The organism is Bacillus kalamii, from assembly GCF_047238185.1.
In the GTDB taxonomy this organism is placed as follows: Bacteria; Bacillota; Bacilli; order Bacillales; family DSM-1321; genus Bacillus_AD.
The window spans coordinates 255045-271431 of sequence record NZ_JBDFMI010000001.1; the positions used below are offsets into that span (position 1 = coordinate 255045).

Annotated in this window: 20 protein-coding genes; 17 read left to right on the forward strand and 3 right to left on the reverse strand. The window is 40.6% G+C overall.

The genetic code is table 11. The features are described 5' to 3' along the window. The first annotated feature begins 51 nt into the window (after nt 1-51). From ABC357_RS01340 to ABC357_RS01350, 3 genes are all read left to right on the forward strand, one after another. Nucleotides 52-552, forward strand: a complete 501-nt coding sequence (locus ABC357_RS01340; RefSeq protein ID WP_412885780.1) for an Lrp/AsnC family transcriptional regulator — start codon at nt 52-54, stop codon at nt 550-552. Continuing rightward, nucleotides 549-1742, forward strand: coding sequence for an aminotransferase (locus ABC357_RS01345; protein ID WP_412885781.1), 1194 nt, complete (start codon nt 549-551; stop codon nt 1740-1742). The genes ABC357_RS01340 and ABC357_RS01345 overlap by 4 nt, the downstream gene beginning before the upstream one ends. Before the next feature lie 280 nt (nt 1743-2022). Further along, nucleotides 2023-3228 (forward strand): MFS transporter, encoded by a 1206-nt coding sequence (locus tag ABC357_RS01350; RefSeq protein ID WP_412885782.1) that lies wholly within the window; start codon nt 2023-2025, stop codon nt 3226-3228. 81 nt (nt 3229-3309) lie between these two features. Here the strand turns inward: ABC357_RS01350 and ABC357_RS01355 are convergent, their stop codons facing one another. Continuing rightward, nucleotides 3310-3525: a helix-turn-helix domain-containing protein gene (locus tag ABC357_RS01355; protein WP_412885783.1), complete on the reverse strand. Its 216-nt coding sequence runs from the start codon at nt 3523-3525 to the stop codon at nt 3310-3312. A gap of 353 nt (nt 3526-3878) precedes the next feature. Here ABC357_RS01355 and yugI point away from each other — a divergent pair, with 353 nt between their 5' ends. From yugI to ABC357_RS01370, 3 genes are all read left to right on the forward strand, one after another. After that, on the forward strand, nt 3879-4277 hold the full coding sequence (gene yugI / locus ABC357_RS01360) for a S1 domain-containing post-transcriptional regulator GSP13 (protein WP_412885784.1): 399 nt from the start codon (nt 3879-3881) through the stop codon (nt 4275-4277). Between the two features lie 267 nt (nt 4278-4544). Continuing rightward, the gene (locus tag ABC357_RS01365) at nt 4545-5744 is read left to right on the forward strand and encodes an ornithine--oxo-acid transaminase (RefSeq protein WP_412885785.1); all 1200 of its coding nucleotides are present in this window, start codon (nt 4545-4547) and stop codon (nt 5742-5744) included. A 20-nt stretch (nt 5745-5764) separates the two neighbouring features. Beyond that, entirely contained in the window at nt 5765-7048 is a 1284-nt protein-coding gene (locus ABC357_RS01370) for a Glu/Leu/Phe/Val family dehydrogenase (protein ID WP_412885786.1), read from the forward strand. A 72-nt stretch (nt 7049-7120) separates the two neighbouring features. On the opposite strand, the gene ABC357_RS01375 is transcribed toward ABC357_RS01370, so the two are convergent. Continuing rightward, nucleotides 7121-7354 carry a DUF378 domain-containing protein gene (locus ABC357_RS01375; protein ID WP_412885787.1) on the reverse strand — a complete coding sequence of 78 codons (234 nt, stop codon included), beginning with the start codon at nt 7352-7354 and terminating at the stop codon, nt 7121-7123. 133 nt (nt 7355-7487) lie between these two features. Here ABC357_RS01375 and ABC357_RS01380 point away from each other — a divergent pair, with 133 nt between their 5' ends. From ABC357_RS01380 to ABC357_RS01430, 11 genes are all read left to right on the forward strand, one after another. Continuing rightward, nucleotides 7488-8651 carry an iron-containing alcohol dehydrogenase gene (locus ABC357_RS01380; protein WP_412885788.1) on the forward strand — a complete coding sequence of 388 codons (1164 nt, stop codon included), beginning with the start codon at nt 7488-7490 and terminating at the stop codon, nt 8649-8651. A 64-nt stretch (nt 8652-8715) separates the two neighbouring features. Beyond that, nucleotides 8716-9045, forward strand: coding sequence for a hypothetical protein (locus ABC357_RS01385; RefSeq protein ID WP_412885789.1), 330 nt, complete (start codon nt 8716-8718; stop codon nt 9043-9045). A gap of 104 nt (nt 9046-9149) precedes the next feature. Continuing rightward, nucleotides 9150-10499, forward strand: a complete 1350-nt coding sequence (locus tag ABC357_RS01390; RefSeq protein WP_412885790.1) for a glucose-6-phosphate isomerase — start codon at nt 9150-9152, stop codon at nt 10497-10499. 186 nt (nt 10500-10685) lie between these two features. After that, a complete protein-coding gene (locus ABC357_RS01395; protein ID WP_412885791.1) occupies nt 10686-10967 on the forward strand; it encodes an autorepressor SdpR family transcription factor in 282 nt (93 codons plus the stop codon). After that, complete coding sequence (locus tag ABC357_RS01400) at nt 10951-11589, forward strand: SdpI family protein (protein ID WP_412885792.1); 639 nt, start codon at nt 10951-10953, stop codon at nt 11587-11589. Before ABC357_RS01395 ends, ABC357_RS01400 begins: the two co-directional genes overlap by 17 nt. Before the next feature lie 354 nt (nt 11590-11943). Further along, the gene (locus ABC357_RS01405; protein WP_412885793.1) at nt 11944-12171 is read left to right on the forward strand and encodes a helix-turn-helix transcriptional regulator; all 228 of its coding nucleotides are present in this window, start codon (nt 11944-11946) and stop codon (nt 12169-12171) included. After that, on the forward strand, nt 12158-12544 hold the full coding sequence (locus ABC357_RS01410) for a hypothetical protein (protein WP_412885794.1): 387 nt from the start codon (nt 12158-12160) through the stop codon (nt 12542-12544). Before ABC357_RS01405 ends, ABC357_RS01410 begins: the two co-directional genes overlap by 14 nt. Further along, nucleotides 12528-13025: an MFS transporter gene (locus ABC357_RS01415; protein ID WP_412885795.1), complete on the forward strand. Its 498-nt coding sequence runs from the start codon at nt 12528-12530 to the stop codon at nt 13023-13025. Before ABC357_RS01410 ends, ABC357_RS01415 begins: the two co-directional genes overlap by 17 nt. A 570-nt stretch (nt 13026-13595) precedes the next feature. Beyond that, entirely contained in the window at nt 13596-14021 is a 426-nt protein-coding gene (locus ABC357_RS01420) for a hypothetical protein (protein WP_412885796.1), read from the forward strand. Nucleotides 14022-14267: 246 nt separating this feature from the next. Then, complete coding sequence (locus ABC357_RS01425) at nt 14268-15029, forward strand: hypothetical protein (protein WP_412885797.1); 762 nt, start codon at nt 14268-14270, stop codon at nt 15027-15029. A 124-nt stretch (nt 15030-15153) separates the two neighbouring features. Then, complete coding sequence (locus ABC357_RS01430; RefSeq protein ID WP_412885798.1) at nt 15154-15567, forward strand: YugN-like family protein; 414 nt, start codon at nt 15154-15156, stop codon at nt 15565-15567. Here ABC357_RS01430 and ABC357_RS01435 read toward each other — a convergent pair whose 3' ends face one another. Next, nucleotides 15568-16347 (reverse strand): potassium channel family protein, encoded by a 780-nt coding sequence (locus tag ABC357_RS01435; protein WP_412885799.1) that lies wholly within the window; start codon nt 16345-16347, stop codon nt 15568-15570. Between the last annotated feature and the right edge of the window lie 40 nt (nt 16348-16387).

The window sequence follows — 16387 nt, forward strand, 5'->3', positions numbered from 1 at the left end:
TGCCATCAGCAATTGTCACTAATAGAGCGTTTCATAATTAGGAGGATATGTATGCATCTGAATACGGCTGAATTACGTGTATTGCAGCTCATTGAAAATAATGGGCGGCTAGAAAAAGCAGATCTAGCAAAAATGGTCGATCTGCCAGAAACAGAGTTAGAAACGACATTAAAGAAATTAGAAGATATGAAAGTGATCGTCCGTTATATGACGATTATCGATTGGGCGAAAGTCGATGAACACCATGGCGTTACAGCAATGATTGACGTTAAGGTAACTCCTAAAAGAGGTGTAGGTTTCGATGAAGTCGCAAAACGGATATACCGCTTCAAAGAAGTACAGTCAGTCTACCTTATGTCAGGTGTTTATGATTTGTCTGTAACAATACAAGGAAAGACTATGAATGAAGTGGCAAGCTTTGTATCGCAAAAATTATCTACGCTTGACTCTGTTATATCAACGACCACTCACTTTATTTTGAAAAAATATAAACATGACGGAACGATATTTGACCATGGCGATGATGATAAACGGATTGTGGTGTCGCCATGAGTGGAGATAGACATTTATCCAAAACCGTACAGGAAATGAAACCATCTGGGATCCGCAAATTCTTTGACTTGGCAGCTACGATGGAAGGGGTTGTCTCCTTGGGAGTTGGAGAGCCTGATTTCGTTACGTCCTGGTCAGCGAGGGAAGCGGCCATCGCTTCACTTGAGTCAGGATTTACATCTTATACGGCAAATGCGGGTTTAATGGAATTGAGAAATGAAATTTCAAAATATATGAATAATTCATTCGGCCTTGACTATGACCCAAACAATGAGATTATTGTGACGGTCGGTGCCAGCCAGGCCTTAGATATTGCCTTAAGGTCGATTATTGACCCAGGCGATGAAGTCATTGTCGTGGAACCGTGTTTTGTGGCGTATGCCCCCCTTGTTTCTCTTGCCGGGGGAGTGCCTGTCAGCCTATCGACAAAAAAAGAGAACGGCTTTAAATTGACAGCAGCAGAGCTTGAAGGAGCTATTACCGATAAAACAAAAGCTGTCCTTATTTGTTCCCCGAATAATCCGACCGGCACACAATTAGTCGAGGAAGACCTGCGAAGTTTATCCCAAGTTCTCATACAGCATGATTTAGTTGTTCTGTCGGATGAGATTTATGCAGAACTTGCCTATGATGAAGGCTTTACCAGTTTTGCGGCGATGCCAGGTATGAGAGAAAGAACAATCGTTATTAACGGTTTTTCAAAAGGATTTGCCATGACTGGATGGAGATTAGGCTTTGTATGTGCACCGCAAACATGGAGCGAAGCAATGCTGAAAATCCACCAATATGCGATGATGTGCGCACCGTCTATGTCACAATATGCTGCTGTGGAAGCATTGAAGAACGGCATGCAGGATGTAGAAGATATGAGGAACAGTTATCGGGCGCGCCGCAATTACATTGTGAAATCTTTCAATGAATTGGGGTTGGATTGCCATATTCCTGGAGGCGCTTTTTACGCATTCCCTTCGATTAAAAGCACGGGGTTGACTTCAGAACAATTTGCTGAAAAATTGTTGCTTGAGGAGAAAGTGGCAGTTGTGCCCGGAAGTGTATTCGGAGAAAGTGGAGAAGGCCACGTTAGGGCATCCTATGCGTCTTCCATTGAGCAATTGCAGGAAGCGGTCAAACGTATTGAACGTTTTTTGGCCAAGCACCAAGCGGAAATGCCATTATGTGAAATCAAATGAGAATAGCTTACTAAAGAAGGGAAGAGGTGCACTCTTCCCTTCTTTAGTAAGCGCACTTTTAGAATAAAAAAACGGACAAAACGATCGTTTTGTCCGTTAAAAGGGGGGGAATACTTGAAAACAGCGAAAATTGAGATGTTTGGGGGTACATAACAATCTTGCGTCATGTTTTCAATACTAATCAAAAGGATTAGTAGAAAGCTTCCTCTATTAGGATGTCCTTTTATTTAAAATCTATACCTATTAAACGATGTATTTAATCGTCAGAAGGAGAACATGTATGGGCAAAAAGGGATTCACTAAAAATAAACTGTTGGGAATAGCGGGGCTAGGGTGGATGTTCGATGCTATGGATGTTGGCATTCTTTCTTTTGTGCTGGCAGCAATGGCGGAAGATTGGGGGCTCACTTCTTCGCAAATCGGGCTAGCGGGCAGCATCAATTCAATTGGCATGATGGCAGGCGCTTTTCTATTCGGGCTTATGGCTGATCGGAAAGGGAGGAAATTTGTTTTTATTCTAACCTTATTGCTCTTTTCAATCGGCAGCGGATTATCAGCTTTGACAGCCTCGTTTGCTGTCTTTTTATGTTTGAGGTTTATTATTGGAATGGGGCTAGGAGGGGAGTTGCCTGTTGCTTCGACACTTGTATCGGAGACTGTAGAACCCCATGAACGGGGAAGGATTGTTGTTTTGCTTGAAAGTTTTTGGGCCGGTGGCTGGATTATCGCAGCTCTTATTTCCTATTTCATTATACCTAAATACGGCTGGCGGGCAGCTATGCTAATATGTACCTTACCTGCCCTATATGCTTTATACCTTCGGGTAGGCTTGCCGGATTCTCAGCAATTTACGTCTGTATCCAAGAGGAAAGTCAGTATATGGAAACAAATAACAGAAGTATGGGATAAACCACATAGACAGAAAACGGCCATGCTTTGGATTCTTTGGTTTTGTGTCGTCTTTTCCTATTACGGAATGTTTCTTTGGCTGCCGAGTGTGATGGTGCTGAAAGGATACAGCCTCATTAAAAGCTTCCAGTATGTCTTTATCATGACATTGGCGCAGTTGCCGGGCTATTTCACGGTTGCCTGGCTGATAGAACGTGCTGGAAGAAAATTTGTTTTGGTTGTTTATTTAATGGGAACTGCTGTTAGTGCGTTCTTTTTTGGAAGCGCCGAATCACTCGGGTTGCTTGTCGTATCTGGAGCATTCTTGTCCTTCTTCAATTTGGGGGCTTGGGGTGCATTATATGCATACACACCTGAGCAATATCCAGCCATTATGCGCGGTGCGGGATCTGGGATGGCTGCAAGTGCCGGGCGATTGGGAGGGGTTTTCGGCCCTTTATTGATTGGTTCCCTTGTTGCTGAAGGAGTCTCGACAAGTTCTATATTTCTAATTTTCTGTATTGCGATTATAATAGGTGCTCTTGCGGTCCTGTTGCTTGGGACAGAAACAAAACAGAAAAAGCTGGATTTAATGTAAAGCATTATGGTTAAAGACGGCAGAAAGCCAGTCATGGCGCACTGCCGTCTTTATTTTTCCATTCACAGTGTATATCTGTATTCAAGTCGTTTTATGGTAGCGGCTATCGGCTAATTCAGTAGCTGGGACATCAAGGGCAGTTGATATTTTCATCAATGTTTGTACATTCGGAATGAGTATGCCTTTTTCGTAATCTTCTATCGTTTTTTTGCCCACCCTCACTTTTAGTGCTAATTCTTGAATGCTCATTTCTTTTTCTTCACGCAGTTTTTGGATTTTTCGGCCGACTTCAGACATATAGAATCATCCTCCCTTATTTCTCTTCCTCTTTGACGCTCGTTCCGCTCTGTAAATATAGTTGGTCATAGAAGAGGAAGCGGGGAGAAAGCGCCGTAAAGAATTTGATTGGTTCAACTGCCCGCAGTAGGGCTGTTTCAATAATATGAATAATTAAATTATAACAGGATTTTATGGAAATAGAGTAAAGATAAGTGAACATTCAGTGTGCATGACTATAAAAAGTTGATTTAGGAAACATCTATAGTATGATGAAAAGAAAGAGAAGCTTTTGTAAAAAGTGTAAACTTGTGATATAATATATAATTGTGTAAAAATGACCAAAAATAACTAAGCAATTTAGGAGTGTTTATATGTCTACAAAATATGAAGTAGGTTCAGTTTTAACCGGAACAGTTAAAGGAATTCAGCCATACGGTGCGTTTGTTGCACTTGATGAAAATACACAAGGACTAGTACACATCTCTGAAGTAACTCATGGTTACGTGAAAGATGTAAATGACCATCTTAAAATTGGCGATGAAGTACAAGTGAAAGTATTGTCAGTTGATGAAAAAGCTGGGAAAATCAGCTTGTCAATCCGTGCTACTCAAGAAGCTCCAGCTCAGCCAGAACGTTCTAAAGCACCTGCTAAAAAGCGTCAAGCTGCTGTAGTTTCAACTTCTGCACCAGAGGAAGGATTCAACACACTTAAAGATAAGCTTCAAGAATGGATTGAGCAATCAAACCGTCAAGACCTTATCAAAAAATAAGTGATTAGATGAAGCCAGAGGAGTGAAATCCCTGGCTTTTTTTGCGTGTAAAATTATGTTACAATTATGAATAATAGGATAAAAAGGTATTTTGAAGCTTTTTTTTATATTTGTAGAAAAACTTTCGAAAAGTAGGTGCATTTTACTTTCCTTTTTCTGAATGTGTGTTATCTTAATGGTATGATTTACAAATTTTTAGAAAAATGGTTTTGAAAGCGCTTTAAAAACAGTTGCACTGAAAGCCTGCAGATAGAGAGGATGAGGGAAATGATTGCACACAATGATTCAAAACACATCATTCAACAGACAGAGAAATATGGCGCCCATAATTATCATCCGCTTCCAATCGTTATTTCGGAAGCAGAAGGTGTATGGGTAAAGGACCCTGAAGGCAAATCCTATATGGATATGCTGAGTGCTTATTCAGCAGTGAACCAAGGGCATCGCCATCCCGCCATCATTCAAGCTTTGAAAGACCAAGCTGATAAAGTTACCTTAACTTCAAGAGCATTCCACAGTGACCAATTAGGCCCGTGGTGTGAAAAAATATGCAAGCTTACGAACAAAAATATGGCTTTGCCAATGAATACAGGAGCAGAAGCGGTTGAAACAGCCTTTAAAGCTGCACGCCGCTGGGCTTATGATGTAAAAGGCGTTCCGGATGGCCAAGCTGAAATTATAGCATGCGAAGGAAATTTCCATGGCCGTACGATGACAGCGGTATCGTTATCCTCGGATGCAGAATACCAACGGGGTTTCGGCCCAATGCTTCCTGGCATTAAATTGATCCCATATGGAGATCTTGAGGCGCTGAAGGAAGCAATTACGCCAAATACGGCTGCATTCCTAATTGAACCAATCCAGGGAGAAGCGGGCATTATTATCCCTGAAGCGGGCTTTTTGGCTGCCGCTGCGGACTATTGCAAGGCTAATAATGTGTTGTTTATTGCAGATGAAATACAAGCAGGCTTGGCGCGTACAGGAAAGATGTTCGCCTGCGATTGGGAAGAAGTGGAACCAGATATGTATATCCTGGGGAAAGCCCTTGGCGGCGGAGTTTTCCCAATTTCATGCATCGTAGCAGATGAGAAAATCCTTGGGGTCTTCAACCCAGGTTCACATGGTTCAACATTTGGGGGCAATCCTTTAGCCTGTGCAGTTTCCATTGCTTCATTGGATGTACTGGAAAAAGAAAATCTCGCACAGAAATCACTTGAAATGGGTGACTATTTCATTTCCAAACTGAAAGAAATAAATAATCCGTCGATTAAAGAAGTGCGGGGGAAAGGCTTGTTCATTGGTGTGGAACTGACAGAGCCAGCACGCCCTTATTGCGAAGCATTGAAAGAACAAGGATTGCTTTGCAAAGAAACACACGATAATGTCATCCGTTTCGCTCCGCCTCTAGTCATTAAGAAAGAAGAATTAGATTGGGCTATTGAAAAAATCAAGCATGTATTAGCATAACAAAGGAGAAGAGTTAACAAATGGGAGCTACAGTGGTAACAGATCAACAAAACGCCAATCAGGAAGAAACGACAAATCTATTGACTTCTACACAAATCATCATTCATGAAGCACTTGGAAAATTAGGTTTTTCAGATGAAATGTATGAATTATTGAAAGAGCCTTTACGCATGTTGACAGTCCGTATGCCTGTCCGTATGGATGATGGCAGCACTAAAATCTTTACAGGCTATCGCGCCCAGCATAATGATGCGGTAGGCCCTACTAAAGGAGGAGTCAGATTTCATCCTGAAGTCAATGAGGAAGAGGTTAAAGCTCTTTCCATGTGGATGAGTTTGAAGTGTGGCATCGTAAATCTGCCTTATGGCGGCGGTAAAGGCGGTATCATTTGTGATCCGCGCACAATGTCCATGGGAGAATTGGAGCGATTAAGCCGTGCTTATGTACGTGCAATCAGCCAAATTGTGGGGCCGACTAAAGATATTCCTGCTCCCGACGTTTATACAAACTCCCAAATCATGGCGTGGATGATGGATGAATATAGTCATTTAAGAGAGTATGATTCGCCTGGTTTTATTACAGGCAAACCGCTAGTTCTCGGAGGTTCACAAGGCCGTGAAAAAGCGACTGCCCAAGGTGTGACGATCTGTATCAGGGAAGCTGCGAAGAAAAAAGGCATGACTTTGGAAGGGGCTAAAGTCATTGTTCAAGGTTTCGGCAATGCAGGAAGCTTCCTTGCGAAGTTTATGCATGATGCCGGTGCCAAAGTGGTCGGTATATCGGATGCCTACGGCGGCTTGTATGACCGCAATGGGCTGGACATCGATTATTTGTTGGATCGCCGTGATAGCTTTGGAACGGTAACTACGTTATTTGAAAATACCATCACAAATGATGAACTGCTTCAAATGGATTGTGATATTCTTGTGCCTGCCGCTATTTCCAATCAAATCACTGTCCATAATGCAAACGGAATAAAAGCTTCCATCGTAGTTGAGGCAGCCAACGGCCCTACAACATTGGAAGCAACTAAAATACTGACGGATAGAGGCATTTTGTTGGTTCCAGATGTATTAGCAAGCGCCGGCGGCGTAACTGTCTCCTATTTTGAATGGGTCCAAAATAATCAAGGCTATTACTGGACTGAAGAAGAAGTGACAGAAAAACTGGAAAAAGTATTGGTATCTTCCTTTGAAAATGTATATCAGCTTTCACAAAACCGAGGCATTCATATGCGTTTGGCTGCTTATATGATTGGTGCGCGAAGAATGGCGGAAGCATCCAAGTTCAGGGGTTGGGTATAAGATAAAATAAAAAGAAGCCGTCCTATATAGACGGCTTCTTTTTATTTAGGCCTTTCGGATGGAGAAGGCCGATTAATGGACTGTCCTTGTTTCCGGATCAGATTCCACCTGATGGTTTGGTTTGAACAGTAAACCAAGGTTGACTAGCCCTGCAATCCCAACCAATCCGTAGATGATTCTTGATAGTGCGCTTGATTGCCCACCGAATATAGCTGCGACTAAATCGAACTGAAAGAACCCGATCAGTCCCCAGTTAATAGCGCCGATAATAGTAAGGACAAGTGCTGTTCGTTGAATTCCGCTCATGAGGATTCCTCCTTTAAAAGATGTAACACATTTTTAGGATGAGTCATTGAAGGAAGAACTATGCATCGTTATCATTTCATATTATTTGCCATGGGGATTCATATATGTTCAAATGTAGATGGAGGCGATTTTGATGAATCAATTTGCTTATAAAAATCCTGTGAAATTAATTTTTGGGAAAGATACAGTCCAAGAGTTAAAAAAAGAATTACCTCAATATGGAAATAAAATTTTAGTTGTATATGGCGGTGGAAGTATTAAAAAGAACGGCCTATATGACCAAGTAATGGATATACTGCATGAATTGCAGACAGAAATTTTTGAATTATCGGGTGTAGAGCCTAACCCGCGAATAGCTTCAGTACGCAAGGGTGTGGAAATTTGCAAGAAAGAAAAAATCGACTTTGTATTGGCAATCGGCGGAGGAAGCGTCATTGACTGTACAAAGGCAATTGTAGCTGGGGCGAAATATGACGGCGATGCTTGGGATATCGTTCTGAAAAAAGCACCGGTTAAAGATGCTCTTCCTTTCGGTACCATCCTGACGATTGCGGCAACTGGCTCAGAGATGAACTCGGGATCGGTCATTACAAACATGGAGACTAAAGAAAAGTATTCCTGGGGAAGTCCATTGACATACCCAGCTTTTTCGATTCTCGATCCACAAAATACATTTACGTTGCCATTGAACCAAACTGTTTATGGCATAGTGGATATGATGTCCCATGTATTCGAGCAATATTTCCATCAAACCAAAAACTCGCCTTTGCAGGATCGTATGTGTGAAGCAGTATTGCTTACAGTAATTGAAGCTGCTCCTAAGTTGCTGAAGGACCTTCACAATTATGATTTGCGAGAAACCATTCTGTATTCTGGAACCATTGCTTTGAATGGTTATCTGTCAATGGGTACAGCTGGCGATTGGGCTACACATAATATCGAACACGCTGTTTCAGCTGTCCACGATATACCTCATGCAGGTGGACTTGCCATCTTGTTCCCGCAATGGATGGAATATAATTTGCATGAGCGAATCAGCCGCTTTGTTCAATTAGCAGTCCGGGTTTGGGGAGTGGATCCTGCTGGTAAAAGTGATGAGGAAATTGCGCTTGAGGGAATTGAAAAACTACGTAGTTTCTGGAAGAGCCTTGGTGCGCCATCACGCTTGTCAGATTATGATATTACAGAAGAATCAATCCCTCTCATTACAGAGAAGGCCATGTCTAAAGGCGAATTTGGACAATTCAAGAAATTAAACAGCGATGACGTTGCGTCCATATTGACGGCGTCATTATGATGCAGTATGGAAAGCCGGCAGTTTGCCGGCTTTTTTTATAACCAGCATTTAATGTTGTGTTTGTGTGTGCCATAGTTGGGAACTTAAGCTTGTCGGGGATAAGCAGGCGCTTTCCGCTTTTGGTTTCATCCAGCTACAAGCGCCATCCCCTCGAGGTCTTAAGCCAATCTCTGTTAAAGGCGAAGACCGGCCTTTAAGCAGAGTCTGTCTTAAGCTTGTCGGGGATAAGCAGGCGCTTTCCGCTTTTGGTTTCATCCAGCTACAAGCGCCATCCCCTCGAGGTCTTAAGCCAATCTCTGTTAAAGGCGAAGACCGGCCTTTAAGCAGAGCCTGTCTTAAGCTTGTCGGGGATAAGCAGGCGCTTTCCGCTTTTGGTTTGCTTATGGATGTATAGTGACGTGGGAATAAAGAAAAAATAGATTTGTTTAATGTCACCTTGATTAAATGAATGTATTTCGTTAAAGTGATAGATGTAAATCGAATTTTGGAGGCAAAAACATGACACATATCCGTTTTGACTATTCAACAGCGCTAACTTTTTTTGCTGAACATGAAATTACATACTTGAAGAATGCGGTTACAGCTGCACATAATTCCCTTCATGAAGGAACTGGAGCTGGAAACGACTTTCTTGGCTGGATTGATCTTCCAAGCTCTTATGATAAAGAAGAATTCTCGCGTATCCAAAAAGCAGCCAAAAAAATCCAAAATGATTCCGATATCTTATTGGTCATCGGGATTGGCGGTTCATACTTAGGTGCGCGCGCTGCAATAGAAATGCTGCAGCATAGCTTTTATAATGCATTATCCAAAGAGCAACGCAAAACGCCTCAAGTGGTATTTGTCGGTAATAATATCAGTTCAACATATATGACAGATCTAATGGATTTGCTTGAGGGCAAGGATTTCTCTATCAATGTCATTTCAAAATCAGGAACAACAACTGAACCGGCATTGGCATTCCGTATATTCCGCAAGCTTTTGGAAAAGAAATATGGCAAAGAAGAAGCGCGCAAACGCATTTATGCTACAACAGATGCAGCTCGTGGGGCGCTTAAATCAGTTGCTGATGAAGAAGGTTATGAATCATTCGTAATTGCTGATGATATCGGCGGACGATATTCAGTATTGACTGCAGTAGGCTTGTTGCCGATTGCTGTGACAGGCGCTGATATAACGGCAATGATGGAAGGCGCTCAGGCTGCCCAATCTGATTTCAGCAATCCGAACTTGGAAGAAAATAGTGCATATCAATATGCAGCTGTCCGGAATGTCCTGTATAACAAAGGATATACAATTGAAATGCTGATTAATTATGAGCCGGGATTACAGTATTTCTCTGAATGGTGGAAGCAATTATTTGGTGAAAGTGAAGGAAAAGACCAAAAAGGGATTTATCCTTCTTCAGCGAACTTCTCAACGGATCTCCATTCATTAGGTCAATACGTTCAAGAAGGCCGCCGCGACTTATTCGAAACAATCATCAAAGTGGATAAAGCGCGACATGAATTAGTCATCGAAGAAGAAGAAAATGACGGAGACGGCTTAAACTATTTGGCAGGACAAACGGTTGACTTTGTGAACAATAAAGCTTTTGAAGGTACATTGCTTGCCCATACTGACGGCGGAGTGCCTAACTTGATCGTCAATATTCCTGCAATGGATGCTTATACTTTCGGATATGTGGTTTATTTCTTTGAAAAAGCATGTGCTGTAAGTGGATATCTATTAGGAGTAAATCCATTCGACCAACCGGGTGTGGAAGCATATAAAGTAAATATGTTCGCTCTTCTTGGAAAACCAGGTTTCGAAGAGAAGAAGGCGGAGCTTGAAAAACGTTTGAAATAAGGTTTTTAAAAGTAAAGGCTGATTGACCTCATTTAATGGGCAATCAGCCTTTTTTTTACGGATGTGGAATGATTTGAAGTCTATCTATTTTGAATTTTGTCTAAATAGATATCGACATTCTTTGATATTGAGAGTATAATTCTATTTAGAAATATTTCTAAATAGTGGTTGGATGGGAGGGACACGATGGGATTTCCGGAAACGTTTAAAGCACTCTCAGATCCTGTCCGTCGAGAAATTTTAGTCATGTTAAAGGACGGTAAAATGTCGGCAGGGGAAATTGGCAAACACTTTGAAATGTCTGGCGCTACAATTTCTTACCATTTGTCACAATTGAAGAAAGCGGGATTAATTTTTGAGTCGAAATATAAAAACTATATTTATTATGAAATAAATATATCTGTTTTTGAAGAAGTAATGCTATGGTTTTCACAGTTTGGAGGGATAGGAAATGACAAGAAAGATTGATAGCATGTTGATTACTACAACTTTTGTTTGTTTGTTGCCGATTATACTTGGACTATTTGTATATAACAAATTACCGGATCAAATTGCCATTCATTGGAATTCGTCCGGTAGCCCTGACAATTTTGCTCCAAAAGTACTTGCTGTATGGGGCTTGCCTATATTATTGGCTGGGATAAATCTTTTTTCTCAGTTTATGGTGAAAAATGATCCTAAAAAAGCTAATTCATCTACTGTATTAAAGCAGCTAGGAAGATGGATTATACCTATTCTGTCTGTGATTATCATTCCGATAACATTGTTTAAAGCTCTTGGATATGACATTCCTATTCAAATAATAACTCCTGCGATGGTGGGAATAGTAATGATAATATGCGGGAATTATTTGCCGAAATGCAAGCAAAACTATACTATCGGAATCAAATTGCCTTGGACACTGAACAGTACTGAAAACTGGAATAAAACACACCATATGGCCGGTTATTTGTGGATGGCTGGTGGAGTATGCCTGATTGTCGGCATCTTTCTGAATGTTAACTGGCTCCCTTTAACTCTTATAGTCGCAGCCGTCCTTGTGTTGATACCGACTATCTATTCATATTTCCTTTTTAAAAAGGGTGTATAAGAAGAGATGCATAAAAATCTCATGCTTAAGTTGTCAACTGGAACTGGCCTTTTGTGCTGGTTCTTTTTTATAAACTCGTAAATACAGGCACCTTTTTTATTGGGTAATCCGTTGAATGGATGCAGTTATTATGGACAGACAAGCAAACATTAAAACCAGTCATTATGAAAACAACCATTTCCTATTTGAAGGATGAAATAAAAAATGGGGAGGCGGATGGAAGCCTCCTTCTTTTTATGTCAGTATGGATAAGGAAACCCAGAACGTATAGTTTAAATAAGCGCAACCATTTATTTGCATTTTTGTAATATGTATGTAAAGATATCTTTACATACATGATCGGAGGCACTTACAATGAAAGTAATCAATCATATAAAAAAACTGCGCCAAGAGAGAGGAATTACTCAAATTAAATTAGCTGAAGACTTACAGATTACACGCCAAACAGTCAATGCGATAGAGAAGCATAAATATAATCCTAGTTTGGAATTAGCTCTAAAGCTAATACACTACTTTGATGTGCCGATTGAGGAATTATTTTATTTAGAAGACTTTAGGAGGGTTGGAGATGAAAGTAAATAAAATTCAATTTGCTATATGGCTTGCTGTTCTAATTGGAAGTGGCTTGGGCGTATACATGGTTGGAAGAGCTGAAAACCAGTATTTTTATGAAATAGCAATGGCTATAGTCGGAGGCACACTTATCGGGTTCCTTCTCTATTTTTTCGGCCAAAAAAAGAAGAGGAATATACCGGATATGGATGAAAGAAGCATCCGCCTCATGCAAAAATATTTGCTTGGAGTGCTGTATGTATTGCTTTTTGGAGGCGCGGGCAGTTTGATCATCCTCTATTTTATGGGAATCTATACAATAGAGGTCGGTATGTTAATGATCATTTTTCTATGTTTAATTATGCTAATAGGCATAGGTGCTTTAATTGCCAAACGGCTGTAGAGCTCTGGCAGCCTTTGAATCTGTTCTAAGTTTATACGTAGATTATAAATTCGGATTTACACCAAAGGATATCGCCATTATTATCACAGGAAGCGCTGCTATCGGTGTATTTGGTCAGCTATTCCTTTTTGAGAGAGTGGCTAATAGATTTGGGGAAATTGCGATAATACGCTATTCGTTGATGATGTCGGCTGCTTTTGTTTTCTTTATGACGGTTGCCCATTCCTACTTTACTGTTATGGTTATTTCATTTTTATTGTTCTTTGGTTTTGATACGAGCCGCCCGGCTATAAATGCCTATTTCTTCAAAGTTGCAAGTGATCAACAAGGTTTTGCAGGCGGAATGAATTCCATGTTTACCAGTTTAGGAAATATTTTCGGCCCTATTGCAGGCGGCGTTTTGTTTGATGTGGACATTCATTATCCCTATTATCTCGCAGCGATTATTTTGTCAGCCGGTATAATCATAGCGTTATTTTGAAGAAATGACGCCAAGGTCTCTGATTATTCAAAATCTGCCTATCATTGAGTTGAATCTATTTCTATTCTGAAAAAATATCTTTAGGTTAGTTTATCTGTTTAATAGTGAGGGAGATTGTCTATCCCTACACCTTTTTTTTGCTGGATGTCACGTAAAGAAAATCTATGCAATAGGTCTATTGGTAACCCTTTTATTATTGCAGGATTGCGGAAGTGCAGGCCAAAAAGAAAATAGTAAAAAGAATAAAGAAACGCCTACGTTCACCTTTGCTAATCTATAGCTGAATAAAGAAAGTCCCTGTTAGAAAGGACTTTCTTTATTTGAAGCCAATTTGCATCAATCAAATGAACTATTAATGAGGGAATAAGAGTTGATAATGTTAGAGAATAGAACAAAGAATTGACATATGAAACTAAAGATGGGAAATTACACTATATTGAAATAATTTCAGTATGCAAATATCATCCTGATTTATGTGAGGAGAGAAAAATGAAAGATGTAAAAGTGTATACTGTGATTTTCCTGATTTGGTTTCTGCTGTTTTTCCCGCCAGTGATTATATGAACGTTATTGGGCAATTTTATTATCGATTCATTGGTGGTCATTGTTTGTTTTTATTTGTTTAAACCAACAGAAAGCAACCATGAATTAAAAATGTTTTATAAAAAAAGTATTTGGAAGGTATGGATTTACGGTTTTACAGCAGATATGTGCGGAGCTTTTATGCTCCTCATAATCGGATTGGACGGTCAGAGTCTTGGGTTTTCATATGAAATGGCCTATGCCGTTTGCTATGATCCGTTCAGCCATCCGGTGGCTGTGATGATTATTTTATTCTCGATGTTTATTTCTGCTTTTTTTATTTTTGTTTTTAATTATTTTTATACATACAAAAAGACAATTACGGATAAGGGGAAAAGGCTTAAGGTCGCTCTCGCCATTGCTGTTCTTATGATTCCTTGGACATTTCTGTTCCCGGCAAAATGGTTTTACTAATCAGCGATTATGCTATTATCAGGGTTCGGCCATTAGCTAAATGTCTTAAAGCCCCCATTTTTTGCTGTTTTTAAGATCGTTTTAGTCCAGAAACCATACTCACCGAGTGTGGTTTTTCGGCGTATAAATAATACAAGGAAAGTTGAAGTGGGTATGTGGCCCATTTTCCGATATTTAGGTGTTTGTACAAGCGACTTCTTCAAATCCACATTATATATAGTAAACCCAAGTAAAGGAGAAGATTCAATGTCATTTCAAAATTGTTATTGCAATTACTCGCCATGCCGTTGCCATAAGAAGCACCGCAAAGAAGATTCCTGCAGCTTCGAATCCAGTGTGTGCTATGAAAGTAGTTCTCAAGGGTGCTGCGAAAGCAGCAGCTCACAAGAGTGCTGTGAAAGCAGTTCATCAAGAATGTGTGAAAGCAGCAGTTCTTTCCAACACCACTGCAAATCACAGCTAGCATTCGGTTCTTTGTACAATCCGGCACCATCGCCGCTTGTGCCTGCTATACCTCCTGCTGTATTGCCGTTCCCTGTCGTCCTTGGAGGATTAGTGGACTTCACTCAGCCAGGTCCATTCTTATCCACAATCCCTAATTTCAACACCAACTCCCTTACAATCGTGTCTTCTGGTGTCTATGACCTGTCTTACTCTCTGAATATCAGTTTGTTTACAACAGCCACACCAGTTGTGGGTGTTTCAGATAATATCTCTGTGAGCTTGTATGTGAATGGGATATTGGATCCGACATCCACAACAACTATTTCAAGAAATGCAATTGGCAATATCGTTATTTCTTTAAGCAAAGAAATTCAACGATTCCTGAATGTTGGAGATGTGGTTACATTGCGTTTCAGTGCAGTCTCATTAACGGGCATTACGTCTACAGCTGCATATAGCCATGCTGCTTTAACAGTGAAAGAATTGTTGAAAACGCGCCCGATGCGGCCACATAATAATCCTCCACTAGGGCCGATCTTTCCGAATAATAATCCCTACATCTGATTCGGCGGTGGAATGAAGCCCCTCGTGAAATACGGGGGGTTTGTTCATTTGACTATTATTTGGTGGTTTCCAGAGTAACATGCTTGAGGGAAGGCTATGCTAATGGTACATAGGAGGGATATGGATGAAAGAAATTCCGTCCAGGCTTACGGGAAAACAGTATAATCTGCTTTTTTTGGAAAAACAACTAAAGCCTTTAGGTTATTCAATCGGAGGAGGCTGGGATTATGATCATGGTTATTTCGATTATAAGCTCGCAGAGGTGCCGGGTTATGTTTTTCTTCGATTGCCAGTCCAGGCTGTCCGGGGAGAATTGGATGAAAGGGGAGTAAGTGTGCGTATCGGAACCCCTTTCGTGTTAGGGCATCAATATCAAAGTGGCATTGATACCGATTTTGCCGATGCAGGCCCTATTACAGCAGTGTTCAATCAATTCGCGGAGCCGGTTGAAAAAGATAGTGGTTTCGATAGCCAATTCATTGCTCTTGCAAAAGCATTGGTTTCGGAACTTGAACAACTATTATTAGGAGAAGCGTAGTTACTCGCAGCTATTGTGTTCCCCAGCCAAAAGGCGGGCCATTTTATTGCCTGCAAAAACATTGGTTTCAATCACTTCATCTGCTCCGGCTCTTATTGCATTCGCAACTTGTTCGCCTGTTAGTATTTCCACACAACAATGAAGGGCAGGATTCAACCCTTTGCAGGCGATAAGGGCCAAAATGGTAAACATATCAGCCTGGGATTCCTGCTGGCTGAAATCAGCGGTAATCAATATTCTTGCCGCTTTTTTTATGTGTGCTTGATGAAGTGTGTGGTCTTCAGAAGCTTTGCCATGGATAAAATGAAAGCCGAATAGAGGATCTGGGTGTTTTTTTAATGATTGGTCAATTAAAACAATCGGTGTCTTGTTTCTGCTTTGTTTCAAATGCTGGATGATATTTTTCGACCGTTCGTTCCAACCGACAATAATATAATGGTTTTTCCCTTGAAATGCTTGTATTCCTCTCATATAATGTTCCTCCGATTGAACTGCTGATTTGGCTAAAGCAGCAAAGTAGGATGTTACAAATCCTGCCCCAATCAAGATCAATGACATTCCCAGAATCTTACCCGGTATTGTTTTTGGGACAAAATCCCCGTATCCGACAGTCGAAGTCGTTATGATTGCCCACCATATTCCATCAAGCAATGTAGGAAAGGTGTTTGGTTCGATTATAGAAATAAGAAATCCATAGCAAAAAAGCAAAATGAAAATAATCAGTATCAATCTTCTCAGACGGGGCAGTTTGGATAGATACGCTTTCATTATGCGGAGCATATAGTATCCCCTCCAACTTTTGGAATCGATATAATCAGTA